Below are 24,484 nucleotides of genomic sequence, written 5' to 3' on the forward strand. Positions count from 1 at the left end.
TCACCATGACTGTCAACCCCACCACACTCTCCCACCCGGTTCTTCGTGAACGCCTCGCCCAGCTGGGCCTGACTCTGCCGGAAACCTCCTCTGCCTTGGCTGCTTACGTTCCCGCCATCCGGACAGGCAACACGGTCTACACCTCCGGTCAGCTGCCCCTGCATGAGGGCAACATGGGAGCGCTGGGCAAGGTTGGAGCTGATGTCTCCCCCAAGGTGGCCAAAGATTTGGCCAGGACATGCGTTCTGAACGCACTGGCCGCCGCTGGCACATTGGGAGATCTGGACACTGTACGGATCCTTAAAGTCACCGGCTTCGTAGCATCAGCAGCCGGTTTCAATGGCCAGCCCGCGGTTATCAACGGAGCCAGCGAGCTGCTCGTGGAATTGTTCGGCAGCCGTGGAGAGCATGCCCGCTCAGCTGTCGGAGTTGCCGAGCTTCCGCTGAACGCACCCGTCGAGGTTGAGATTATCGTAGAGTTTGCGTAGCGGCGCACCGGCCGCCCACGCCACACAGCAGAAGGAAAAGATGTGCTGAACATCGTCCGGCTCAGGGTCTTGCGGGAGCTCTACCACCGCAAGACCCTCTCAGCCGTGGCCACTGCCTTGTCCTACAGCACCTCGGCAGTGTCGCAGCAGGTACGGCTGCTTGAAAAGGAAGTCGGCGTCCCCCTGGTTGAGCCTTCGGGGCGCCGCCTGCAGCTCACCCCTCAAGGTTTAATCCTGGTAGCCCACGCCGAGCAAATCCTGGACTTAGTGGAACGTGCCGAGGCTGATGTCTCCATGTCAGTGTCACAGCCGCGCGGGGTGGTCAAGGTTGCAGCTTTTCAATCCGCGGCTCTGACAATTATTCCCGATGCTATAGCAGAGCTTCGCCGGCTATATCCGGAGCTTTCGGTGGAATTCGAGCAAGGTGAACCTGAATCCACTATTCCCTCTCTTGCCTCCTCGGAATATGACCTTGTTATCGCCGAGTCATTCCCCGGAATTCCCCTGCCGACGCAGCCTGGCATTGCAGTCACCACGATAATGGAGGACCCTCTGTGGCTGGTCATGGATGCAACCATCGCGGACGGCCTAAACCCGAGCAAAGACCTCATCGCGCAGCTCGCTGAAGCTCACTGGGCGGTGGAAACCGCTTCCTCTGCTTCCCGGACATGGCTGACTAACCAGTGCCGCAAGGCAGGCTTCGAGCCTAAGGTCATTTGTTCCTCGGAAGACGTTTCAGTCCACTTGCGATTTGTTGAAGCAGGACTGGCTGTGGCTGTTCTACCAGGTCTCTCGCTCGTAGGAGCGTCGACTACGACTCGCCGGTTTCCCACATCCGGAATGCAGAACCGGCAAATTCTACTCACGACCAGAGAAGCCTCAAGCCTGCGTCCCGCCATAGCAGCCGTTTCCGCCGCAATTCACCGTGCAGCCATCTCCTACGCAACCGGACGATACAGCGAAAATTGACATCTTGGGACCGGCAGCCCCGTCCACCTAACCTAGATCTCTAATTGTTCCTGGCAGCTCCACTACTCGCTTACCCGATGGCATGGCCTACTTACGGCAATCCATCGACACCGATTCTCAGTGGCCACAAAATGGCGCATAGCCCATGGTGGTAGCGCGTGTCTGGGTAGTTGGTATGTGATCTCTCAGGACATCGCTTACAACCTCTCTCAAGACATCGCTTACAGGATCTCTCAGGACATCGTTGACAGGTTGCAGGCGTCGTGGCCGGCACGGGGTTGACCGTGGACTTTTTGATAATAGGGGGTGTCAAATACGTTATCGGCGTCGATACGCCGCCAGATCATTGAGTTCAATCCGGACCTGCCAGACGCTGTGAGCATCTCGGCGTTGTGCATGCAATTGGGCATCAGCAGGCCCTCCTATTACAAGGTGAAGAAACGCTATATCGCTGAGGGAAACAAGGCCTTGAATCCTCATTCGCGGGCCCCGAAAACACCGGCGAGGGTACACGGGGACCAGACCAAGGCGGTGGTCCTGCGCATCCGTGAACGGTTGCGGAAGTCTGGGTGGGACAACGGTCCGCAGTCGATCTGGTTCGAGGGCGTGGATACCGAGGAGTTTGGCGCGACGCTGCCCTCTGTGGCAACGATCGGCCGGATCCTTGCCGAGGCTGGCGTCACGAAAACCAATCCCCGTAAGCGTCCCCGTGGCGCCTGGATGCGGTTCGCCCGGTCCTTTCCGATGGAGATGTGGCAGCTTGACGGGATGGAATACCGCCTGTTCGACCCAGACGGCACAAAGGCCTTGATCTACCAGATGATCGATGACGGAACCCGCTTCGATGTCGGTACGCAGTGTTTCACCCAGTTGGAAAACGGTGACGACGCCATTGCTGCATTGCAGGCCGCGTTTGATGCTTATGGGGTGCCCCAGCAACTCCTTTCCGACAACGGAGTGGCCTTTAACCAGGCCCGTCGTGGAATCATTGGCCAAACCGAAACTTTCCTGGCTGAGAGGGGATGCCACGGAATTACCGGGCGTGTGAGGCATCCCCAGACTCCAGGGCTCCGGTCATGGTCTGGTGGCGGGTTTGGAAGTTCGTTGACTTTCGGGGGTTTTGAGCGGCTTGGGGGATGTTAATTTTACCTGTTTTGCGATAAAACAGAGTTAGTATTTTATCGTCTATCGAGGGGTGAAATGATGGTTTTCATGACTGCTCAACGTCCCCTGCCGGTGGCGATGGATCCTGTTGCCGTGCCGGTGGGCTTGGCGGTGTCCTTGGTGGAGAACGACCGGGGCGGGGAAGTCTATATCCGCGGGCAGCTCTGTGACGTGTGGGATGCCGAAGATGCTGCGGCACGCCGGTGGGCGGCAGTGAAATTGGTGCGTCTGGGCGCGGCCTCGCAGGCGCAGATCGCGGCAGCTTTCGGAGTTTCCTCGGTGGCGGTGTGGAAATGGGTCCAGCTGGCAGCCACCGGTGGTGTTACCGCCCTGGTGGCGGAGAAGAAAGGCCCCAAGCGCCCCTCCCAGCTGGTCACTGCCACGATCGAGCGCATCGTGGCCCTACGCGCACAAAACCAGTCACTGCGGACCATCGGCGAGACGGTGGGAGTCTCCGAGTTCAGTGTCCGCCGCGCCCTGAAACTCGTTGCCGGGCAGGGCGCCAACGCCGCGGAAACACCCGCCGCCGGTGAACCTGAAACCCAGGAACCAACACCAGCACAGCAGCCTGAACTGCCGCTCCGGCCGGCCCCGGCACCCCGCGCTGCGGAGCGTGCCGCCGCCGGCTTGCCCGGGTGCGCGGTCCCGGTGTTTGCCCCGGCAGCACACATCCGGCATGCCGGGCTGTTCTTGGCCTTCCCCGCCTTGGAAACCACCGGCCTGCTCTCCTGCGCGAAGGATGTCTACGGGTCCTTGCCGAATGGTTTCTACGGCCTGGAAACGATCCTGATCGATAGCGTGCTCCGGGCCTTGGCCGGGGAAGCCCGGGCCGAGGGCGCGACGCGTTTTGACCCGGAAGAACTTGGGCGGGTGTTGGGATTGGACCGGGCCCCGGAAGTGAAAACCATCCGCCGCCGGATCAGCCACCTCGCCGAGACGGGCAAAGCCGCCGAACTGATCGCCGCCCTGGCCGCCCACCACCTGGCCGGCACGGGCCCGGGCGGGGACAACCTGGCCGCGGTCCTCTATGTTGACGGGCATGTGCGCGCCTACCAGGGACGCAAGAAGATCGGAAAGCGGTACTCCACGAGGTTGAAGTTCCCGGTCCCTGCGACCGAGGAAACCTGGGTCACCGGCGCCCACGGCGCCCCCGTGTTCGTCGTCATGGCCGCCCCCGGTGCATCCCTTGCCGCGGAACTGCGCGACCTCCTACCCGAACTACGTATAGCGGTGGGTGACGAGCGGCGGGTGCTGGTTGGTTTTGACCGCGGCGGCCGGTCACCGGCCTTGTTCAAACACATGGACGCTTCGGGTTTTGATGTGCTGACCTGGCGCAAAGGCGCCACGGAAGACATCAAGGAAGAGCTGTTCGCCGAGGTGTCCCACACCCACGATCATGGTGAAGAGAAGACCTGGAAAGTGGCTGACACGCTCGTTGACCTTCCCCTGAACGCCACCAGGACGACCGGGGAGGTCTTCCAGATCCGCCAGCTCAGCCGGGTTGTGGCCACCACCGGCGGGGGCACGAGGCAAATCCACATCCTCACCACCGATCGCGGCCTTCCCGCCGGGGAGGTGGTGTATCGGATGGGGAACCGGTGGCGGCAGGAGAACCAGTTCCGTTACGCCCGCATGCACTTCGACCTTGACTCCCACGACTCCTACGCCAGCACCGAGGACGACGAGGACCGGATGGTGCCGAACCTGGCCAAGGCCAAGGCGTACCAAAAAGTCGTTGCCGCCAGGAATGCCCATGCCGAGGCCGCCGCCATCGCCGATATCAACCTGTTGGAGCTGAAAACCCCGCCAGAAGGAAGCAAGGAACTGATCGTCACGGTCACCAGTGCCATGCACAACCAGGCCATGGCACCGCTCCGGGAAGCGGAGAACGCGCTGATCGCCGCCGAGAAGGCCCACAAGGGAATCCCTGCCACGCTCCGCCTCGGAGAACTGAACCCGGGCCAGCAGGTCCTGGATACCGAGGTGAAGCTGATCCATACCGGCATCCGGATGGCCGCCTACAACACCGCGATGACCATCGCGAGGGAGATCCGCACCAACACCGGCTACCGGCGCGCCACCCAGGAAGCCCACACCCTCATGCGCCAACTGTTCAACCAGTCCGGCGACATCGACCCCACCACCCCCGGCCACCTCACCATCAGACTGGATCCGCTGCCAACCAAGGCCAAGACCGCGGCCGCCGCCGAGTTGTGCGAGCACCTCACCGCCACCGAAACCCGCTACCCCGGCACCGATCTCATCCTCAAATACACCATCAAAAACCGGGCTCAATCCTAAAAGCATTAAATCGCCATGACCGGAGTCCTGATCCACCACTCGGATTAAGCCGAGGAAAACGTTAAGCCGAGCACCCGACTGCTCACCGCGTCATTCCGGGGATCATGAACAGATTCCTCGGCTTAATGTTCAGGCTCTCTTTGGTCCCACAGGCAACGGATCCGACACGAAGGTATGACCGCTGCCCTGGGCCTCAACGCCGACGTCCCGCTGGGCATAGCGAAACCAGCACTGAATGCCGCCGTGCCCACCAGCTGACGGGTTCACACATAAGGATTGACCTGACCGCTACCAACCATAAAGGGTTGCGAGCCCCAATAATCCACGGAAAATTAAGCCGAGAAAAAGAACGCGAAACCCCGGAAAAACGGGCCCATCGGGTCAACTCTCGGCTTAGCGTTTTCCTCGGCTTAATCCGAGTTAAGCCGAATTCGGCTTAACTCGGACGCCGGCAGCCAGTACACCTCGGTGATGCTCACCGACCAGCTCGTGGCCGCCGGCATGGACGGTTCCATCGGCACCGTCGGCGACTCCCCGTTAACCGGCTAATCCAGTTATTCATCCCCGGAAAACCGCGGGAAAACCTTGACTTTGGTTCGAACGAGGCGGACGCTGTTGTTCCATGGAGACCGGCCCGGAATTGAGGTTGGAGGCCTCCGGCGGAGGGTGGCAGATCGCCGGGGCGGGTTCGGCCGCGTTCATGACCGTCAACGAGTATCTGGGTTATCTGGCCGACCGGAACTACTCGCCGGCGACGGTGCGGGCCTACGGATTTGATCTGCTGGCCTTCTGCCGCTGGCTGGCCTCCGAAGGACTCGGTCTGGGCGTGGTAAACACCGACGTGTTGCTGCGTTACCTCACCGCCTGCCGCCATGCTTCGGTCCCGGGCCGTCCCGGACCCAACGTCCTGACCCTGCAAGGACAGCGAACCGACGGCTACGCCCCGGCCACGGTGAACCGGCGCCTGGCCGCCGTGTCGGGGCTTTTCACGTTCATGGTGATGCGCGACCCGGCGTTGAAGAACCCGGTCCCGCGGGGAGCGGAAACCAGATGGCACGGGCCAGACCACCGCTCGGGACCGCTCGGGCATCTGGCCCGCCCCCAACCCCGCTCCGCCCTGCGGCTGCGCGAACCCCGCCGGCTTCCCCGAGCCCTGGACCATGCCGAGGTCCTGGCCCTCTTCCAGGGGCTGAAATCCTGGCGGGACCGGGCCATGGCCGGATTGATGCTCTATTGCGGGCTGCGCGCCGGCGAGGTGCTGGCCTTGCGGGTGGGTGATGTGGATATTGGTGCGCGCTGGCTGCTGGTGCACGGCAAGGGAGCCAAGGAACGCCGGGTCCCGTTGGATACCGACGTTGCCGGCACCATCCAAACCTACCTGCTGATCGAACGCCCCGAATCAACGACCCGGATGCTCTTCCTGGTGGCCAAGGGAAAAACCCGCGGCCAACCGCTGACCCCGGCGGGGTTGCGGACCATCTTCCGCTACCACCGGGAAATCTCCGGCGTCGCCGAAGGCCATCCGCACGCGTTGCGCCATACCTTCGGCAGTGCCCTGGCAGAGGCCGGTGTCGATCTGGCCGTCATGCGCGAACTGCTGGGCCATGCCCACGTCAACACCACCGCCCGCTATATCCATCTGGCCCCGTCCACGTGAAAGCCGAATACGATGCAGCCCGCAAACGCCAACAATCCCCAGGCTGAGGACCCCGCCCCGATCGTGGCCGAATACCGGGACTACCTGGCAGCCCGCGGACACGGCTCCACGCCTGTCTTCTCCGCCGCGAGAACATTCATGGCCCGCTGGCCGGTCCCCGAAGACTGGCTGGGAGAACCCCTGAAGACACGTGGGGAAACCAAATACCACACGACGCCCTTCATCCTCTTTTTGATGCTCACCGGAAGGATCCACGGCGACTACGGGTATCTGCTGGAAACCAAACTCACCAATATCCTCAGCGCCTGCGCAGGCCAAGCCCTCGAAACAGACCTGCTCTTCTTCCTGGACCGGGCCCGCACGCTGGGCTTCAGCGAACGCGTCAGCCGTGCCATGACCACCGGGGTCGTGGCTCGGATCCTGCTTCACCGCGGTGGCCCGCTTTCGGCGGTGGGAGCCGGTGACTTGGAGGAAGTGGAGGGCGCCTGCCGGGCACGGGAGCAACGGACCGGCCGCTCCGCCCACCCCTATCTGGTGCTCAGCGCCGACGTCCGCCGGGTCCTCTTCCACGCAGACCTCCTGCCCGAACCCCCTCCACGACCAGGCAATCGCCGCTCCCTCACCCAACGGATGGAAACGGTCCACGGGCCCCTGGGCGGGGCCTTGGTGCGGTATCTGGACCGCAAAACAGTGACCTGCGTACCCCAGACCGTTTCCTCGCTCGCCACCCGGCTGGCGCACTTCGGTGTCTATGTCACCACGCTGGACCCGGACCTTTCCGGACCGGCCGGGGAGAGCGGGAAAAACCGTGGGAGGGCTATGCAGCGTCGGCTAGATCCTCGGCGGGGGGTGGGCAGTGCGCGAATCCGGGGTACCAGCGGTGGAAGTCGGCGTCGAGTCGGCCGTCGAGCACTCGGGTGCGGATCTGTAGTAGGAGGTGGGCGCCGCGGGGGGTCCAGCGCATCTGCTGCTTTTTGACCATGCGTTTGCTGATGACCTGGTTGACGGTGGACTCGGTGAACGCGGTGGAGATCGCCTCTCCGGCGCGGCGGCGTTCGCCGTAGTTGGGGATCCTGTCGGTGTTGGCGCGGATGTAGGAGTCGAACTCGCCGATCGCTTTGGCCATGCGGGCCTGTTCTGGACCGTCGCGGGCGATCTCGGTGCCGACGGTGATCTGGGTGATGGTGATCAGCGCGCGGAAGACGTTGCCGTGCCACAGCAACCATTTGAGCCGTTGAAGGTCTTCGGCGATCTGCCCGGCCAGATCCGGCCGGGGCACTTGGGCGCTGGGGAGGCCGGCACTGTCGGTGTCGCCCGCGGGTGGTGGTGGTTGTAGGGATTTGGCCATGTTGGCCATCACGGTGATTCGCATGGTGATGTGGAACCAGTCCAGCAGGTGCTCGGACTGCGGGTTGAGGTAGCAGGGCAGGTCACGGATGTCCTCCCCGCCGTCGGTGAGGAACGTGACGCACTGGTTGTCCTGCATCCCCTGGGCGCGTAGCGCCTGGTACAGGCGGCGTTTGGGTTTGCTGTCGTAGGTCTGCACGTAGGCGAACCGGGTCGGCTTCCCCTCGGCCGGGACAATCTTGCCGGCGATGACCTCGAACCAGCCGTCGGTGCGGGAACGTTGCGCGGCCGAGTGCACGTAGCCGCCGTCCAGGCCGACGAGGATCGGCAGGTCCGGGCGGGGCAGTTCCTCCTCACGCTCACGCTGGCAGGTGTCAATGAAGCTGAACTGTTCGGCGCCGAGCTCGTCTTCCAGCCGCTGGGCGACGGCCTGCGCGTGCAGGCGGACTGCGGTCGCGTGCAGCCGCCGGCCCAGGGGCAGGACCTCGGCCAGTAGCTTCGCCCCTGCGCCGTAGGGCGCCAGGCCGGCGAACTTCGTCTCCAGATACATCAACTCCGGGGTGGCCCGTTCGGGCAGCAGCTCGGCCAGCGGGCTGAACGTCGCCGCCGTCGCGGGCGTGCACAGACAGTGCCACCAGCGGGGGCTGTCCAGGTGGAGCACGCCGTAGGGGGTGCGGACCACGATCGGGCGGGTGTCCTTGTGACGGTGGGCCGCCCCGCACGACGCGCACACCGCCGCCCCGGCCAGCGCGGCCCGGGCCTGTTCGGTGGCCATCGTTTCCTGCACCACGCGCAGCAGGTCCTTGGCCTCGTGAAGGTGCAGGCCGAAGGTATCCGAGGAGAGGTGATCACGCTCGATGGTGAGCACGTCGCGGACCACGGCGGCGGCGTGCTCATCGTTGGGGTGGATGGTGACCGACACGGTGATTTTCATGGTGGTGTCCTTTGCGTCGTAGCCGGGGCGAGGTGGGCGAGGGTTTGGTTAAGGGCGCGGCGGTCGAACTGGTCCAGGCTCAGCAGCGGGGCCAGGCGTCGCAACTGGTCGAGGCCGTCGCCGCCGAGCGCCGCGGCAAGCGTGGTGTCGGGGTCGGCGTCGAGGACCTCGCGCAGGATGGCGGCCGCGCGCACGGTCGCGTCGAACACCCGGTGGGGTTGAGTGCGCTCGAGGTAGTCCCAGGGGCCGTCCCAGTCCTCGTCCGGGCCGGTGCGGCGCCCACCGGCACACCGCGGATACACGCGCCCAGGTGCGGCGTCGGCGATCTGCTCGACGCGCAGGTCCAGGCGCCACCCGGCGGTGAAGTTGTAGTCGTAGGCGAACCGCTCGCCCTCGCGCAGCCCCCACTCGCGCAGCCTCACCCGGCTGCCGCCGTAGCGGGGCTCGTGCTCCGCGCCGTGGACGGTGAACCGGCACAGGTGCTCCCCGGACCAGCCGAACGCGGTTTGCAACACCTCACCCAGCCCGGCGATCGTCATGTCATCGCGAACGATCAGGCGCCGCCAGATCAGCGGGCTGACGCCAGCCACCACGACGCGTAGCCGGTAGACCGCGGCGGGCGGGCCCGGTTCGAGCACCGGGTCACCCCTGCCCGTCGGACGCCGGGTGGGGGTCGACGCGGATGTGGCGGTAGACGGTCATCGGGGCGACCGAGCAGGACGCGGCGATCTCGGCCATCGTGAACGACCGCGAGTCATACATCCGCTGCGCCTTGTCGACCAAGGTCGGGGTCATCTTCGGTGTGCGGCCGCCGACCCGCCCGCGGGCGCGGGCCGCGGCCAGACCTGCGGCGGTGCGTTCGGCGATCAGGGCGGCCTCGTACTCGGCCATCAGCGCGAACATGCCGAACACCAGTTTGCCGTGCGCGGTCGTGGTGTCGATGATCCCGTCGGTCAGCGACCTGACCGAGACCCGGCGTTGGTCGAGGGTGGTGACGATGTCGATCAGGTCTTTAAGGTTGCGGCCGAGCCGGTCGATCTTCCACACCACCAGGGTGTCGGCGGGGCGCAGATCGGCCAGGCACGCCTGCCACTGCGGCCGGTCGGCCTTGGTGCCCGAGGCGTGGTCGGTGTAGACCTTCAGGCAGCCCTCGCCGGCCAGCGCATCCAACTGGGCCCGCGGGTTCTGATCAGCGGTACTGACCCTGGCATACCCGATCTTGTCTCCCACCAGGCGACCCTATCGCAACCCACCTGCGGACGGCAGTTTCGTGGGATTGATTCCGTGGCGAGCTCTGGTGCACCCCACCGCGGGGAAACACCCTCCACCACCAGCCCGTCCCGGGGTCTATCGCAAACGGTCGTCTCCGATAGACCCCCCACCTCCCACGGTTTTTCCCGCTCTCCCGGCCGGGTTGGAGAGGTGCCGGCATATCGAGCCGTATCTGATCGCGTTGAGCCGGGCACCGAACACCAAGAGCGGGGGCATCCTCTCTCCTGCCGAGCAGGCCCGCAGGATCCTCGCCGTGGCAAACTTCCTGCGGGAAATCACCGAATGGGGATGGTCGGATGCCCCGGCACGGCAACTGCTGTTCCGCTCCGATATTCCCCGCCTGCCCCGCCCTCTGCCCCGTTACCTGCCGCCGGACAGCGACAGGATGCTCGCCCACGCCCTGTTGGAATCATCCAACCGTCTGGTAGCCGATGCCCTGTTGCTGCAACGGGCCTGCGGACTGAGGATCGGTGAACTCCTGGACCTGGAAATGGATTGCGTCCACCAGCTCTCCGGCAACGGGGCCTGGCTGAAGGTCCCGTTGGGCAAGATGAAGACCGAGCGGATGGTGCCCCTTGATGATGACAGCGTGGCCCTGTTGGATCGGATCATCGCCACCCGGTCTCCGGGCCAGGCGATCACCCACCCCGTGAGCGGCAAACCCGTGCAGTTCCTCTTCACCCACCACGGGACGCGACTTCACGTTGGCTGTGTGCGCTCAGAGCTGGACCGCGCCGCGGCCAGCGCCGGGCTGGGGCACGTGACCACCCACCAGCTGCGCCATACCTACGCCACGGCCCTGATCAATGCCGGCGTCACCCTCCAGGCCCTGATGAGCCTGTTGGGGCACGTCTCGGCGGAGATGAGCCTGCGCTACGCCTCCCTCTTTGATTCCACCGTCCGCACCGAATACGAACGGGCCCTGGACCTGGCCAAAACCCGCATCGGCACCACGACCGGAGCGGGAAGGACGCTGCTGCCGATCACGGCCGTGACCGGCGGCAACTGGCGTGGGACACCGACCATCAAATCCCGCCTCGCCGGCGGCTATTGCCTACGCGCCCCGGCCCAGGAAGCATGCCCGTATGCGAACATCTGCGAGCATTGCCCCAGTTTCCGCACCGAGAACAGCAACCTGCCGGTGCTTCAAGCCCAACGCAAGGATGCCGCCCTGCTGGCCCAGGACGCCCGGGGCCGTGGCTGGGACAGCGAAGCACGAAGGCACCAAGCCCTGGTCAAACAGCTGGACCTGCTCATCGAGGAAACCGGCACGGCATGAACACGGAACCACTGAACGAGAGAATCGAAGCAGCCCTGCGCCAGCTCACCGGCCAGGGCGCCCGGATCAGCATCACCGCGGTTGCAGCCCAGCTAGGAATCCCGCGCTCGAGACTCTACCGCAACGCAGCGGCGCGCGAGCTCATTCACCAACGCATCTCCACGGCACACCGGGATGCGGGCGGAAACCTTGCCGCCGAGGTCAACCGTCTCGGCGTTCTCATCGATGCACTTGCCGCGCGGGTCCGCAACCAGGAAGAACGCCTCCGGCAACTCGAAGGCAGGCCGCACACCACACCGCAATAAGCCACCGCGATTAGCCGGTTATGGCGCAAGCCAACCCAAAATTAGCCGGTTAAGCCTACGACAACGCCCTGATGGAATCAACGATCGGGCTGTACAAGACCGAGCTCATCGACCGCGACCGCCACATGACCTGGAAGTCACGGCAGCAGGTGGAAAACGAAACGGCCCGCTGGATCCACTGGTACAACTCCGAACGGCTCCATTCCGGCATTGGTGATATCCCGCCAGCCGAATTTGAAAAAAACCATCAACAAGCGTGTATTCTGTCATCGCAGACTGCATAAACCGGGTCTCCATCAAACCCAGAGTGGTTCACACACCCGTGAGCGCAGCTCTCGCGCCAGGGTGGCGAACCCGTAGTCGAGGAGGTCGGGGTTGGCCACGGTGCGCGCAAAGAACCTTGAGATTGTCGCGTTCGAGGGCACCGTGCCAAACACGCCGGTCCCGGCGCGCAGGATGTCTAGGTCGGAGACGTGTTCCCCGCCGCCGGCGAGCATCACCGCCAGGGATCCCAGGATCGTGCCGGGCCGGTGTGTGGCGGCGGGCGGAACGAACTGGCCCAGCCGGTCCTCGCACAGGTCCCGGAACCCGAGCGGGTCAACGAGGGAGGTGACCACGTTCAGGCCGGCGTGGGAGACCAGCGACTGGCCGGTCGCGGCGACCGGAAGGGCGGGGAAAACTCCGGTATTCTTGGACATCAGAAAGGTGCTTCTTTCAGCCGGTGGAACAGTGCGTCAACAACACTATTTTCCCAGCCTGGGAAGCACCTTTCGTCGGTTAAACACACCCCCGAGGCGGCACCATCATGAAACCCCCGGGCTAAGGTTTTGGCGGGCGTCGTAGTGGCCTGTATTTGCCGGGTTTGATCTGGATGGTGCTTAACCGTGAACGCCACCTCGTTACCGGGGGCAGGCTTGGACATTCTCAGGGAGCTTGGATGTCCGGGTGACGGTTTTTGCGCAGTCGGATGAGGCGCAAGATGATGCCGGCGGCGAACATAAGGATGCCGAGCCCCACCGACAGTGGCGGAAGGGTCGCGACCAGGACCACACAGGCCAGTGCCCCGGTCACTTGGAGGGCTTTGGGGTAGCGGCGATCCGTGGCGGGCTGGGTGAAAGCGGCGATGTTGGCCACAAGGTAGTAGATGAGCACGCCGAAGGAGGAGAAACCGATCGCGCCGCGCAGGTCTGCGACGACGATGACTGCGCAGATCACCACGGCCAGGGCGGCTTCCGCCCGGTGCGGGACCTTGTAGCGGGGGTGGACGGCGGCTAGCCAGTGCGGCAGGTCGTGCTCGCGGGCCATGGCCAGGCTGGTCCGGCCAAGCCCGGCAATGAGGGCCAGCAACGCTCCGAGTGCGGCCACTGCTGCACCCACGCGGACGATGGGGGCAGCCCAGCCCCAGGACCCGTTCGCGACGGCCGCTGCCAGGGGTGTGGGGTTCCCGGATACTCCCTCGGGTCCGATGGTTGCCAGGAGCGTAACCGCGATGATGGCGTAGATGACGACGGTGATGGCCAGGGCGATCCCGATCGCGCGCGGGATGGTGCGCTTGGGGTTGCGGACCTCCTCGCCCATCGTCGCGATCCGCGCGTAGCCGGCAAACGCGAAGAACAACAGCCCTGCTGACTGCAGGATCCCGTACCAGCCGTGGGCCAGCAACCCGTCCCCAAGCATCTTCCCCGGATCGGGTGTGGAGCCGCCCCAACAGGCGGCAACGGCTATGGCCAGGGCCGCGATGACGCCTATGACCAGGATCCGTGTCAGCCCCGCGGTCCGGGTGACCCCGTGGTAGTTCACCGTGGCCAACAGCACGACGGCGGCGATTGCCACCGGCCGTTCCCAGCCGGCCGGGGCGGCATAGGCGGCAAACGTCATCGCCATGGCCGCTGCACTGGCCGTCTTGCCGATCACGAAACCCCACCCGGCCAGGAAGCCGGACCATGGCCCCAGACGTTCGCGTCCATAGACGTATGTCCCGCCCGACGTCGGATAAACCGCGGCGAGCTGCGCTGAGGACGTCGCGTTGCAAAAGGCCACCACGGCCGCAACGACGAGCCCGATCAGCAGGCCAGATCCGGCCGCGGCCGCGGCCGGGGTGAAGGCCGCGAACACTCCTGCCCCGATCATCGACCCGAGGCCGATCACGACGGCGTCAAAAGTGCCCAGCCGGCGAGCCAAGGCCTGGGGGTTGCTCACCGGTGTTCTCCTTCTGGAGGCTTGGGCAGGACTTCGGCGGCGAGTTCGGCAATGGACCGGCGGCCCTCATCCAGTGCGTCCAAGCCGGCCGCCGTGGCCCGGTAGACCCGGCGCGGGCGCCCATCGACCACTTCCGGCCGGGAGAGCAGCAGGCCCTCGTACTCCATCCGGTGCAGCGTCGGGTACAGGGTTCCAGGGGAAATGGTGTATCCGTGGTTCGCCAGTTCCTCGGACATCCAGGCGCCGTGGATGTCTTCTTCGGCGGCGTGGTGGAGGATGTGCAGCCGCACCGCTGCACGCATCAATTCACGCATGAATCTCCCCAAGTATCGTAGATGGATATCGGAAGTTGATATCCAAAGTGAAGAATACCGCACCACCTTCATGCGGCTTGCCCGGGCGCGAAAAATTCTCGGAAAACACTCGAAATCGCCCGATAGGATCGTCCCGGCAACCGTCGGTACCCTAGCCGTCGGTGCCCTGGCCGTCGGTGTCGACTCTAGGTGGTGTGGAGGTTGGTGGGCCGGTGGTCGGTGCCGCGCATTCGGATGGCGACCACTATCCCGGAGGCGGCGGTCAGCGCCGCGACGACGGCAACGGCGGCCGGGATGCCGTAAGCGTCCGCGAGCAGGCCGGAGAGCAGGGCGCCGACGGCGAATCCGCCGTCGCGCCACAGCCGGTACACCCCGACGCTTCGGGCACGCCAGGCCGGGTGGGCGACGTCCCCGACGGCGGCCAGCAGTGTGGGGTAGACCATGGCGGTTCCCGTGCCGAGCAAGATGGCGGCAGCGAGCCAGAGATTGAAGCTGTGTCCCAGCGCGGTCATGGCCAACGCCGCGGCCTGAACCAGCATGCCACCCGCAATCAGCAGCTTGCGCCCGATCCGGTCCGAGAGGGCACCGGTGACCAGTTGCCCGGCGCCCCAGACCGCGGGGTAGACGGCGGCCAGGATGCCAATGCGTCCCACGGACAGCCCGGCGGTGGCGAACAGGATCGGGAACAGGCCCCAGGCCAGGCCATCATTGAGGTTATTGACCATTCCGGCCTGGCTGACCGCTGACAGGGATCTGTCGCGAAAGCTGGTGAGCGTGAAGACTTCCAGGGTGCTCAGAGACGCACCCGCACCGGCATGGCTATCGACGTGGTTCGCGGCTTCCACTGCTGCGTGCTGGCGGGTCTCCCTGACGGCCAGAACGGAGAGTCCGAGCCCGAGGGCAATGTAGGCGGCGCCGAGCAGGAACGGGCCCGGGCGCAGGCCGTTGGATGCGGCGATGTAGCCGGTGGCCAGGGCCGTGGCCGCCAGGCCCAGGTAGCCTGCGGCTTCGTTGAGCCCCATGGCCAGGCCGCGCCGTGCCGGGCCGACAAGGTCCATTTTCATGATCACCGTGGTGGACCAGGTCAGACCTTGGTTGATCCCGAGAATAATGTTTGCTGCCACGATCCACCCCCACGTCGGGCCCCCGACCAACATGAAGGGCACGGGCAGAGCGATGAGCCAGCCGGCCACCAACACGGGTTTGCGCCCGTAGCGGTCCGAGAGCGTGCCGGCAAAGTAGTTGGTTCCCGCCTTGGCCAGGCCGAAGGCGAGAATATAGGTCAGCGCACCGGTATAGAGGCCCTCGTGGAAAACCTGCTGCGCGAGCAGGGGCAACACCGAGCGTTCCTGCCCGAGCGTCCCCCCGACCAGGGCGTTGACGGCCACGAGCAGGATGAACTGGGCCAGGTTTGCCCGCAATCCCAACACAATGCCACTTTACGACCAAATGCGCGCGGTCGCCCGGGCAAGTGTGCCGGAGGTCGGCTACCGCACCAGCGAGTACATCACCGCCGGCCGGCCCACCGTGCACGACGGCGGGCAAACCATGCAAGAAATGACACGCGAGGAACTGCTGGCCCGCGCAGCCGCCGGGACCGTCACCGTCCTTGATGTCCGTCCCACGGAGGAATTCACAGCCGCCCACATACCCGGGGCGCTGTCCATCCCGCTGGAATTGCTGGAGCCAAGGCTGGGCGAGGTGCCCGCCGGGCGCGACATCGTTGCCTACTGCCGCAGCGCCTACTGCGTCCTGGCCTACGAAGCCGTGGACCTGCTGCGGGCCAACGGACACGAGGACCGCCGGCTACACGAAGGCATTCTCGAATGGCGCCTGCCACCGAGGGGCGTGCAGCATAGTGCAGGCAAGCGGCCCGGCGATGCCGCTGCGGCCGGGATCGGGGATGGCTGTGCCGGGCTTCGTCCGGCAGGTGTGTGGACAGGCCGGCCATGCGCATGTTCGGCGGTGGCCGCGATGACGGAAGCCCGCACATCATGGTCCACCCCGGCCAAGGCCTAACGTGGTATTTTTTCCGTTTTCTGAAGCGCCCCCAGATAGGCGTCCGGGTGCAGGGGTGCCGACGAGCTACTGGCAGGAAACATTCCCGGCAGATGCCACTGGGGCAGATATCGTGATGCTTTTTTCCTGCGTTTTGAAGGATGCTGCGAAAGATTTATCGAAGAACTGTTCATGGAGTGCGCTGACGACCACCTCTGAAGCCCGGTCAGGGCTCCCGGAGAAGATTGCCGCGAACCATGCATCCCCTGATTTCCAGAGGGCCAGCCGTGCTCTGCTTTGAGTTCGGCTGGTGTGAGTCCGGTCACGCTAATGGTCCACATACTGTGACAGGAACACTTGTTCAAGTCAATGGTTCGACTAAAGATTTCTGGCCTATTTCCCGACCCAGGGAGGCATTTTCAAGGATCTGACACGAACGCTTGACTTGAACAATTGTTCATGTAGGGTCTATCGAAGCACGGTGACCTGCCTCACTATCACGACGATGTGACTGGCATTCACCGGGACACGTCTTGACAGAAGATTTCCGACTCTTGAAACGGTTGAAGCCATGAATGATGCAGGCACCATTCAGTCCCCTCCAGTGACGACGGGGAATGCAGTGGATTTCTGGGCAGCGAAGCCTTTGGAGGCCTTGGGCGGCGAATATGGGCGGCTACGCTGCCGGTTCATCAATTCCCACCCTGTAGGCAGCTGGGACGACTTCATTCTCTCGGAATGGACGCTGGATTCCTGCGCCTGGGAGGACTTCCACCCCCACAGTGAAACCGCTTTCGTACTGGAGGGCGAACTCCATATTGAGAGCCGGGGCAAGACTGTCATCCTGCGGCCAGGCGATTCGGCCCGCGTCAACCCGGGCAGCCTGGGCCGGTACTGGGCACCCGTCTACGCGCGAATGATCACCATTTACGGTCCCAACCCCGAAGGCCTCGAATCGCACTCCTTCAAGTATTCCGAGGTCTGATCCCGACATTCCCGTATATGACGGGACAACCCAGGCACCGCCGAAGCACTTCAACGCCCGGGCTTCAGCGCGTTCCGGACCGCAACGAAGCAAAAACCTCTGTCAGCGGTAGAAGTCCCCACGGTTCCATGAAAGGCACGACAAATGACACAACACACAACGTCCATCTCAGCGACCCTCATCCGTGATGCGCAGAACGCTACAGATCTGGACGATTGGGGCCCCTGCCCTGAAGCGACCGGACCGCAGACGATGGACACCCGCGGAATCTACCTGTGGAAAGACGAAAACGGTAGCGAATCCGGCATCTGGGAATGCACCGCAGGCCCCTCCCGCTGGGTACTGGAAACGAACGAATTCGTCCACGTCCTCTCCGGCTCGATGACCATCACGGCCGACGGCGGCGAGCCCGAGCTCGTCGGTCCCGGCGACACGATCTTCATCCCCCGCGGCTGGAGCGGCAACTGGGAGATTCACGAGACACTGCGCAAGATCTACGTCATTTTCTGACAGGAACGGGAGCGGCCCCCGGGGCGCAACCCACCAATGATCAGTCTTACAAAAAGTAAGCCAGAGATTCACAACACCAATCACAGGAGAGATCATGGAAACCACAACACAGGGAACGTTCACCAAGGCCGGTTCCATCCACAAGGTGGAAACCGGCTTTATCGGACTGCCGTCAATGAACGTCCCGGGAGTCGAGGCCGCCATCGCCGACTCCCTCACCCACCCCAACGGTTCGGTCATGAGCTCCGGATTCTTCGAGCTCAAGGCCTCCGAGCCGCTGGTCTACACGTACACCTGCGACGAAATGAAGGTTGTCGTGAAGGGTGAATTCATCCTCACCGACCGGGCCACAGGAGAAGTGACCCACGCCAAGGAGCGCGACGTACTCTTCTTCCCCAAGGGAGCAGAAATTACCTTTGAGACCCCCGACTACGGCCTGGGCTTCTTCACCGCCCACGGCTCCATGTCCTAAGCGGCTCCGCCCATGGCCTCCGCCATCAGGCGGTCATGAATTAGTTCACTGGTACCGCCACTTGCCCCTGCAACAGCTAGCCAACACCTGCTGCTGCAGGGGCAAGGACGTCCCATGACGCGCATCAGGAGAGCTCTTCACAGACCCTAGGAGAACAATTGACTTGAACATTTGTTCATGTAAGAATAATTCCGACCTAGTGAGCCACGTCACAAGAGAGTATTGACCATGAGTAGTCAGACAATCGAGTCTTTGCAAGTCCTCGTCGCCAGGCCGGAGGAACTTTACGAGTTGCTTAACGAGGCAGAGGCCTTGCTCCGGCAAGCAGCAATGGCCCATGGGTCTGCCGGCATTAGGGTCACCCGGCATGACCCTGCCCGGTACACATTCGAACTCAGCGACACGGTCCCGTTTGGCGAGACCTGGGAGCAGACAGCCCGGTGACCTTCCTCGCGGGCCCTGCTGCCAGTTTGGTCCGTGCGGCAACAATGGCTCCGTCCTAGCGGACACGCGGGACCGGCCCTTCGTCCCGTCCGCCCCTCGAGCCATCGTCATCGAACTCAAATCAGGCAAGTTCGAACCTGATCACGCCGGCTGACTCAACATTCGCCCTCAGCGGGACTGGCGGTGGCACAGCTTCAACCCACTTCACCGTCAACTCCTGCATTGAGAGGTTCGCTGCCGTCCGCTTGAGTCAGTCCAATAGATGCTGCTGCTAGACAAACAGCGAGGAGAGAATTGTGACTACAGGTATGAAACGAGCAGGAGTTACCGGCTGGGATAGTGTCCAAGCCGGGGACAGAGTGCAGCTGGTCGGCAGCGGACGCCCACAGTATGTTGGACTAGTAGACGCCCGTACAGCGGACGGTGACATCATTTGGGTCCACGACCCTGTTGGTGGCCGCCGCCTGTTCCACATTCAGGATGGCTACGAACTACAGCCGGCCGCATCATGACCGAACCATTTTCCAATGACCGTCATACTGCTCAGGACCGGGAAGCGGACCAGATGCCAGGCCGCAACGGACTGCATCTTTCCAAAACAGAATGATGGTGGCGTATCGCCTAATCTCAGGCAGGGTCCGTGCCTCCCAGCTTGGGTTTCAGGGTTCTTCGACAGTGAAATTCAGGTCTGTCGTGCGGGAACTTAACCCGCCATGACAAGTGGTGCTCTCTGACCGCGGCGTAGTCAGGCAACAGGTCATTGCCTTGCAAGCATACGTTGCCACATACGGTATGACGGGTTTGGCCAGCCAGTCCGCTAATCCCAATAATGGTAATTCGGATCCAAGTAGAAATTGCATCTACGGAAACCGGCTGGCCCGTTTGTCTGCCAACACTGGTTCCAACAGCACTGTTCTCAAACAGGGTAATTGTAGAAATGGAGAGCTCAATGAGTCAGAAATTGCGTTGGGGTGTCATGGGCACCGCCCGCATCGTCCGCAAGACCATTCCGGCGTTGCAGGAAACGAAAAACGGTGAGGTCGTAGGGATCGCGTCCCGCACCGAGGAAAAGGCCAGGGAGTACGCCGACAAGCACGGCATCCCACAAGCGTTTGGCTCGTATGAGGCGCTGCTTGCTTCCCCGGACATCGACGCTGTCTACATTTGTCTGCCGAACGCGCTGCACCTCGAATGGATTCTAAAATCCCTGGACGCAGGCAAGCACGTCCTCTGTGAAAAGCCTTTGGCGATGAGCGGCGCCGAGTGCGAGGAGATTGCGCGCAAGGCCGACGAGACCGGGCTCAAAGTCCTAGAAGGCTTCATGTACCGTTTTCACCCGCGTTTCGAGAAGCTGCAAGAGCTGCTCGCGGCCCATGCGGTGGGCAAATTGACATTCGTCCACGTCGGTCACACCTTCGATGCGGGCGGGGACGACAACATCCGCTGGTATGCCGGGCTCGGCGGCGGCGCACTTTTCGATGCTGGATGCTACTGCGTCAACATGAGCCGGATGGTCACGGCGCAGGAGCCGGCTCGAGTCGCCGCCTTTGGCAACTACCGCGACGCCAACGACGACGGCCGAATCGACACCAGCATTGCGGGCATGCTGCGCTTTCCCGACGGCGCAACCGCGCTATTTGATACCGGAGTGAACCTCGAGCGCCGCAACTTTCTGGAACTCACGGGCACCGAGGGCCGGCTCTACCTCGACAATCCTTTTGGGCTCTTGGAGGAGGATTCGGTCCTGGAGGAGCATCACTTCGGGCAGGAGACCATCTATCACGGGGTCAAGGGCGAAAACCACTTCGTACGGATGGGCGAACACTTCGCCGACAGCGTCCTGAACGGAACGCCGCTCCGCTACGATCTCACGGACGCGGCAAACAACGCGCGGGTGTTGGAAACTCTCGACGAGGAAGCGAGGAAGCAAGAATAGGCGTAACCCAGAGCTCGCTACCCCCCCCGGCGGGATCGACCACATCGCCGGCCTCAGCGCAGACGCCATTACCCAAGTCTCCGATCTGCGCATAGGCCTACTCATCCCCCGGTGCTCGTGCCCAAAGCAGCAAGCTCACCATAGACCCGACTCCCGCGACATACACGGGAAGCCAGTCAGCAAAGGACCTACTATGGCGTCTCACGACCACTTCGCCCGGCTTAACCGGCCCAATATAGAGCGCACGTCGGAGCTGCTCAGCACAACGGGCGGGGCACGCACCGCGACTGCCCTGCACTGCACTGCCGTTCTGTTCGACTGCGACGGGGTGCTCGTCGATTCGGACACCGCCGTTGTGCGTTCCTGGACCCGATGGGCGCACGAGATGAACCTGGACCCAGAGGAAGTCCTCCCTACCGTTTATGGACGACGATCGGTCGATACCGTCGCACAATTCATCGCCCCGTCGAAGCGCCCAGCTGCCGTGGAACTGATCGACGCGCTGGAAATTGAAGACGCAGCTACCGCCACCGAGATCCCCGGCGCCGCCGAACTCCTGGCAGCAATCCCCGCTGGCCGGTGGGCTACAGTGACCTCCGCGTCACGCGACCTGGCCCACGCCCGACTATCCGCCGCCGGGCTCACCGCTCCCGAGGTACTGATAACGGCCGGAGACGTCCGACACGGCAAACCGCACCCCGAAGGCTACCTGGCCGCAGCACAACGTCTAGGCGTGCCGGCAGATCAGTGCGTCGTGGTCGAAGACGCCCCGGCCGGCATTCGAGCGGCACGCGCCGCTCAAGTGGCACACGTCCTTGGCGTCGGCAGCCGTGACATCTGCGAACACCATCCGGACGCCTTAGTCCCTGATCTACGGTCCGTGTACTGGACCCGTGCCGGCCTCGAAATCCAGTAAACAAATCAAATGTTAGGTATGCTCTAACCAGACGTCAGGAATGGGACAAGCCAACGACAACCCTGGATACGTCGGGATCGGGATTCTCTTGGTCGTGGGTTCGATTCCCGCCCCGGAATTTTTCAAGCTGAACGGTACCAACGGGAGTTATGCGGCTATTTTTTCTGTCGTTTCCAGTGGCCGGTTGATCCACGCGGGGCCGGGCAGTGCGAGGATTTTGGGGTCGGCGTTGGTGGTGAAGCGTTCGGGATGGTTCGCACGCGCCTGGGCGAGCGTTGCCGAGCGTTCCCTGGCCACGCCGGCGGCGTGGCCGTAATGGACGTTCGCGGGCGTGTGGAAGCCGATGCCGGAGTGCTGGTGGTGGACTCTTCTATGTCTGTCAAGCGGCTTCCTGCACCTTTTTGGCCTGAGCCGAGACAGTCAGAATCCTGAACACCCGACGGGCCAGATAGCGCTTGACGCAACGTCGGATTTCCTTGTCGGTTTTACCTTCGGCACGTCGTTTCTCGACGTAGTCGCAGGTTTCAGAGTCGCAGGTCATCCTGGTGATCGCAGCCATGTGAAGAGCACTGTTGAGCCTTCTATCGCCTCCACGGTTCAGCCGATGCCGAACGGTGTTCCCGGACGATGCAGGGATGGGATTCACGCCGGCCAGACAGGAGAAGGCAGCCTCGCTACGGACCCGTCCCTCGTGCGACCACACCACCAAACATTTCGCCGCGGCGACCGCCTGGAAACCCTTCTCCTCAAGCAGGGGTGCGGCCTCGCTGACCTTGACCAGCTCGTCCAGCTTTTGCTCGTTGGACTTCAACTGCTCACCGAGGTCCAGGATGTGTTTGGCGAGGCGGACCGCCTCGGAGCGGGCGATACTCAAAGCCAGTTCTTCCTCGCGTTCACGCCAGCGTGAGATCTCCTCGATCTGGACCGGGGTGAGCTTCCTGCGGGAATCACTTCCGAGACTGTTACTTCGTACCAGAGCGTTCAATGCGTTGATCGAACGGGTACGGCCCTTGGTCATGGATTCCCGGGCGGTGACCAGGATCCGCAAGCCCTGGCGGATCCCTTCGTTCAAGCGGGGACGGCGCAGTTTCTCAACCGGCAACGACAGAACTGCCATGGCCATCCGGTGGGCGTCCAAGGCATCGGTTTTACCGACGCCGCGGTTCTTCTTGGCATCCATGCGAGGAGCCTCGGCGATGGGGAATCCGTGGGCGGCCACGGTACCGGCGAGGATCGCACCGTAGGACGCGGCTCCTTCGATCACCCAGAGGGTGTCGGCGTCGGCGTTGGTGCGGCGTGCGACCCACTTGATGGCACGGTTGATACCGGCTGCGGTAGTCGGGAAAGACTGGGTATCCAGCAGTGCGCCATTGGTGGCGTCAAGGATGGCGTAGACATGGTTGCGTGCGTGAGTGTCGACACCCACGACAAACGGGTGGCAATGAGAGACGATAGACAGAGCGGTCACCGTGATTTTCCTCTTGTGATGGACTTGGTTGGTGGCCGTTGACGGCCGGTGCCAGTCCGGGTAGGAATCACGACGGAACAGAACTGTGAGGGGTCACGCCCGTGAGGGTGGACAATCTTCTAATCAAGCTACCGTGGTGGGCCGGACGGGTACCGGCCGAACCATCCTGGTAGACGGACAAGTCCACAAAAGGACACCCTGAGGGTCAGTTGTACCAAGGGTCACGCCTGCAGTGTGGAGCGGCCGGTAACTATCCTGCCAGCCAGTCCCAGACCAGCTAAAACAAGTCTCACAGTTGTACCAGTCCACGAAGCACCGATGAAGGCCCAGGCGTCATGGACTGACGCGAAGCGCTCCGGGAATTCCGGACCGTATTTCAGGGTCTTGAACAGCGACTCGATGTTATTCCGAATTCGGAATAACAGCGATTATCCCGTGCCCGTGATTATGCCGAGTACGGGCCCGTTGCGGGATGTTTGTGCTGGTCAGAGGGCTGCCGCGGCTTGAATCCCTCGGCATAATTCAGAGTGCGTCGAGGTAGGCAAGCAGCGAGTCGTCCGAGGGCCGGTATCGGTTTGGTGCCGCGTCTGGAGGCGTGGTCCGGTCCAGTGCGCGTTGTTTGATGGCGAGGTCGGCGTGCATGTAAATCTGTGTGGAGGCGATGCTTTCGTGGCCGAGCCAGAGTGCGATGACCGAGATGCCCACACCGGCTTCGCGTAGGAACATGGCGGCGCTGTGGCGAAGAACGTGTGGTGTGATTCGCCTGGTCGCCAGCGACGGGCAGTGGGATGCCGCCGCGGTGGCGTATTTGTTCACGAGCCATTCAACGGCATCGGTGCTCAGCGGTGTGCCATTCCGGCTGGGGAACAGCGGCGAGTCCGGTGGGGCGTCATTTGCCTTCAACCATTCCCGCAGCGTGGCCACGGTGCCAGCCGTCAAGGGCGTGGATCGTTGTTTGCGACCCTTCCCACGGCAACGAACTGGGCTCCGGTCCTCAGGATCACGTCGTCACGGCGCAGACCGGTGAGTTCGGTGACGCGCAATCCGGTTTGGACTGCGAGGAGCAGTAGCGCGTGGTCGCGACGACCGATCCAGGTGTCTTGGTCGGGGATGGTGAGGATCGCCTCGACCTCTTCTTTGGTGAGGAACGTAACGATTGCTCGGTCGAACCGCTTCTGTGGGATCGCCAGGACCCGCGAGATCAAATCGGCATGTTCGGGGTGCTCGAGCGCGGCGAAGCGGAAAAGCGAATGGATCGCGGCCAGGCGGGCGTTGCGCCTTCGTACGGTGTTTCCCCGCCCGGTTTCCAGATAGGTCAGGAACGCCCCGATCGTTGGGGCGTCGAGGTCGGTGAAGTCCAGGTTCGCGGGCGCGAGGTTCTTGCTGTCGTCGATGAACCCCAGGAGCAACCGGAACGTGTCCCGGTAGGCGGCGATGGTGGCCGGGCTGACTTGCCGTTGGGTCAGGAGGCGGTCGCTGAAGAACTTTTGCAAGGTGGGGGCAAGAGCGCTCATGGCAGTTCTCCA

The 24,484-nt window shown here is 63.4% G+C and carries 21 protein-coding genes and 5 pseudogenes; 14 read left to right on the forward strand and 12 right to left on the reverse strand.

The genetic code is table 11. From position 1 onward, the window contains the following. The first annotated feature begins 5 nt into the window (after positions 1-5). The 5 genes and pseudogenes from ACQCSX_RS06175 (at position 6) to ACQCSX_RS06195 (ending at position 6,579) form a co-directional block, all read left to right on the forward strand. On the forward strand, positions 6-488 hold the full coding sequence (locus tag ACQCSX_RS06175; RefSeq protein ID WP_427018172.1) for a RidA family protein: 483 nt from the start codon (positions 6-8) through the stop codon (positions 486-488). A 42-nt stretch (positions 489-530) separates the two neighbouring features. Continuing rightward, a complete protein-coding gene (locus tag ACQCSX_RS06180; RefSeq protein ID WP_427018173.1) occupies positions 531-1,457 on the forward strand; it encodes a LysR substrate-binding domain-containing protein in 927 nt (308 codons plus the stop codon). 306 nt (positions 1,458-1,763) lie between these two features. After that, positions 1,764-2,525 (forward strand): annotated as a pseudogene (locus ACQCSX_RS06185) (DDE-type integrase/transposase/recombinase); the annotation flags it as partial. Positions 2,526-2,669: 144 nt separating this feature from the next. Next, entirely contained in the window at positions 2,670-4,922 is a 2,253-nt protein-coding gene (locus ACQCSX_RS06190; RefSeq protein WP_427016419.1) for a putative transposase, read from the forward strand. Between the two features lie 622 nt (positions 4,923-5,544). Continuing rightward, positions 5,545-6,579 (forward strand): tyrosine-type recombinase/integrase, encoded by a 1,035-nt coding sequence (locus ACQCSX_RS06195; protein ID WP_427018174.1) that lies wholly within the window; start codon positions 5,545-5,547, stop codon positions 6,577-6,579. A gap of 817 nt (positions 6,580-7,396) precedes the next feature. On the opposite strand, the gene ACQCSX_RS06200 is transcribed toward ACQCSX_RS06195, so the two are convergent. From ACQCSX_RS06200 to ACQCSX_RS06210, 3 genes are read right to left on the reverse strand one after another with little or no spacing between them, the layout of a single operon-like run. After that, positions 7,397-8,860 (reverse strand): ISKra4 family transposase, encoded by a 1,464-nt coding sequence (locus ACQCSX_RS06200; protein ID WP_427018175.1) that lies wholly within the window; start codon positions 8,858-8,860, stop codon positions 7,397-7,399. Beyond that, positions 8,857-9,498 carry a plasmid pRiA4b ORF-3 family protein gene (locus ACQCSX_RS06205; RefSeq protein ID WP_427018176.1) on the reverse strand — a complete coding sequence of 214 codons (642 nt, stop codon included), beginning with the start codon at positions 9,496-9,498 and terminating at the stop codon, positions 8,857-8,859. Before ACQCSX_RS06205 ends, ACQCSX_RS06200 begins: the two co-directional genes overlap by 4 nt. 4 nt (positions 9,499-9,502) lie before the next feature. Continuing rightward, entirely contained in the window at positions 9,503-10,090 is a 588-nt protein-coding gene (locus ACQCSX_RS06210; protein ID WP_427018177.1) for a recombinase family protein, read from the reverse strand. 223 nt (positions 10,091-10,313) lie between these two features. Here ACQCSX_RS06210 and ACQCSX_RS06215 point away from each other — a divergent pair, with 223 nt between their 5' ends. The 3 genes and pseudogenes from ACQCSX_RS06215 to ACQCSX_RS06225 form a co-directional block, all read left to right on the forward strand. Continuing rightward, positions 10,314-11,411, forward strand: a complete 1,098-nt coding sequence (locus ACQCSX_RS06215; protein WP_427018178.1) for a tyrosine-type recombinase/integrase — start codon at positions 10,314-10,316, stop codon at positions 11,409-11,411. Further along, positions 11,408-11,716, forward strand: a complete 309-nt coding sequence (locus ACQCSX_RS06220; RefSeq protein WP_427018179.1) for a hypothetical protein — start codon at positions 11,408-11,410, stop codon at positions 11,714-11,716. Before ACQCSX_RS06215 ends, ACQCSX_RS06220 begins: the two co-directional genes overlap by 4 nt. A gap of 53 nt (positions 11,717-11,769) precedes the next feature. After that, positions 11,770-12,000, forward strand: a pseudogene (locus ACQCSX_RS06225) (integrase core domain-containing protein); the annotation flags it as partial. A 36-nt stretch (positions 12,001-12,036) separates the two neighbouring features. Here ACQCSX_RS06225 and ACQCSX_RS06230 read toward each other — a convergent pair. The 4 genes and pseudogenes from ACQCSX_RS06230 to ACQCSX_RS06245 form a co-directional block, all read right to left on the reverse strand. Beyond that, positions 12,037-12,414, reverse strand: a pseudogene (locus ACQCSX_RS06230) (IS1380 family transposase); the annotation flags it as partial. A gap of 226 nt (positions 12,415-12,640) precedes the next feature. Next, positions 12,641-13,915 carry an APC family permease gene (locus tag ACQCSX_RS06235; protein WP_427018180.1) on the reverse strand — a complete coding sequence of 425 codons (1,275 nt, stop codon included), beginning with the start codon at positions 13,913-13,915 and terminating at the stop codon, positions 12,641-12,643. Further along, positions 13,912-14,229 (reverse strand): PadR family transcriptional regulator, encoded by a 318-nt coding sequence (locus ACQCSX_RS06240; RefSeq protein ID WP_427018181.1) that lies wholly within the window; start codon positions 14,227-14,229, stop codon positions 13,912-13,914. Before ACQCSX_RS06240 ends, ACQCSX_RS06235 begins: the two co-directional genes overlap by 4 nt. A 185-nt stretch (positions 14,230-14,414) precedes the next feature. Beyond that, on the reverse strand, positions 14,415-15,662 hold the full coding sequence (locus ACQCSX_RS06245) for an MFS transporter (RefSeq protein WP_427018983.1): 1,248 nt from the start codon (positions 15,660-15,662) through the stop codon (positions 14,415-14,417). Positions 15,663-15,678: 16 nt separating this feature from the next. Between ACQCSX_RS06245 and ACQCSX_RS06250 the strand changes: the two genes are divergently transcribed. The 6 genes from ACQCSX_RS06250 (at position 15,679) to ACQCSX_RS06275 (ending at position 21,490) form a co-directional block, all read left to right on the forward strand. Continuing rightward, a complete protein-coding gene (locus ACQCSX_RS06250) occupies positions 15,679-16,248 on the forward strand; it encodes a rhodanese-like domain-containing protein (RefSeq protein WP_427018182.1) in 570 nt (189 codons plus the stop codon). A gap of 550 nt (positions 16,249-16,798) precedes the next feature. Further along, the gene (locus ACQCSX_RS06255; RefSeq protein ID WP_427018183.1) at positions 16,799-17,212 is read left to right on the forward strand and encodes a cupin domain-containing protein; all 414 of its coding nucleotides are present in this window, start codon (positions 16,799-16,801) and stop codon (positions 17,210-17,212) included. A gap of 144 nt (positions 17,213-17,356) precedes the next feature. Next, positions 17,357-17,722: a cupin domain-containing protein gene (locus tag ACQCSX_RS06260; RefSeq protein ID WP_427018184.1), complete on the forward strand. Its 366-nt coding sequence runs from the start codon at positions 17,357-17,359 to the stop codon at positions 17,720-17,722. Between the two features lie 94 nt (positions 17,723-17,816). Further along, positions 17,817-18,194, forward strand: coding sequence for a cupin domain-containing protein (locus ACQCSX_RS06265; protein ID WP_427018185.1), 378 nt, complete (start codon positions 17,817-17,819; stop codon positions 18,192-18,194). 1,393 nt (positions 18,195-19,587) lie between these two features. Next, positions 19,588-20,574 carry a Gfo/Idh/MocA family protein gene (locus ACQCSX_RS06270; RefSeq protein ID WP_427018186.1) on the forward strand — a complete coding sequence of 329 codons (987 nt, stop codon included), beginning with the start codon at positions 19,588-19,590 and terminating at the stop codon, positions 20,572-20,574. A 193-nt stretch (positions 20,575-20,767) separates the two neighbouring features. After that, entirely contained in the window at positions 20,768-21,490 is a 723-nt protein-coding gene (locus ACQCSX_RS06275) for an HAD-IA family hydrolase (RefSeq protein ID WP_427018187.1), read from the forward strand. Positions 21,491-21,637: 147 nt separating this feature from the next. Here the strand turns inward: ACQCSX_RS06275 and ACQCSX_RS06280 are convergent. From ACQCSX_RS06280 to ACQCSX_RS06300, 5 genes and pseudogenes are all read right to left on the reverse strand, one after another. Continuing rightward, positions 21,638-21,850: pseudogene (locus tag ACQCSX_RS06280) on the reverse strand (IS3-like element ISAar46 family transposase); the annotation flags it as partial. A 19-nt stretch (positions 21,851-21,869) separates the two neighbouring features. Continuing rightward, positions 21,870-22,958 carry an IS110 family transposase gene (locus ACQCSX_RS06285; RefSeq protein WP_427018188.1) on the reverse strand — a complete coding sequence of 363 codons (1,089 nt, stop codon included), beginning with the start codon at positions 22,956-22,958 and terminating at the stop codon, positions 21,870-21,872. A 294-nt stretch (positions 22,959-23,252) separates the two neighbouring features. Further along, a pseudogene (locus tag ACQCSX_RS06290) lies at positions 23,253-23,356 on the reverse strand (IS3-like element IS1141 family transposase); the annotation flags it as partial. A gap of 124 nt (positions 23,357-23,480) precedes the next feature. After that, positions 23,481-23,882: a tyrosine-type recombinase/integrase gene (locus ACQCSX_RS06295; RefSeq protein WP_427018189.1), complete on the reverse strand. Its 402-nt coding sequence runs from the start codon at positions 23,880-23,882 to the stop codon at positions 23,481-23,483. Positions 23,883-23,893: 11 nt separating this feature from the next. Further along, the gene (locus tag ACQCSX_RS06300; protein WP_427018190.1) at positions 23,894-24,472 is read right to left on the reverse strand and encodes a tyrosine-type recombinase/integrase; all 579 of its coding nucleotides are present in this window, start codon (positions 24,470-24,472) and stop codon (positions 23,894-23,896) included. Positions 24,473-24,484 lie beyond the last annotated feature (12 nt).

Origin of the sequence: Pseudarthrobacter sp. P1 (assembly GCF_050156935.1) — a bacterium.
In the GTDB taxonomy this organism is placed as follows: domain Bacteria; phylum Actinomycetota; class Actinomycetes; order Actinomycetales; family Micrococcaceae; genus Specibacter.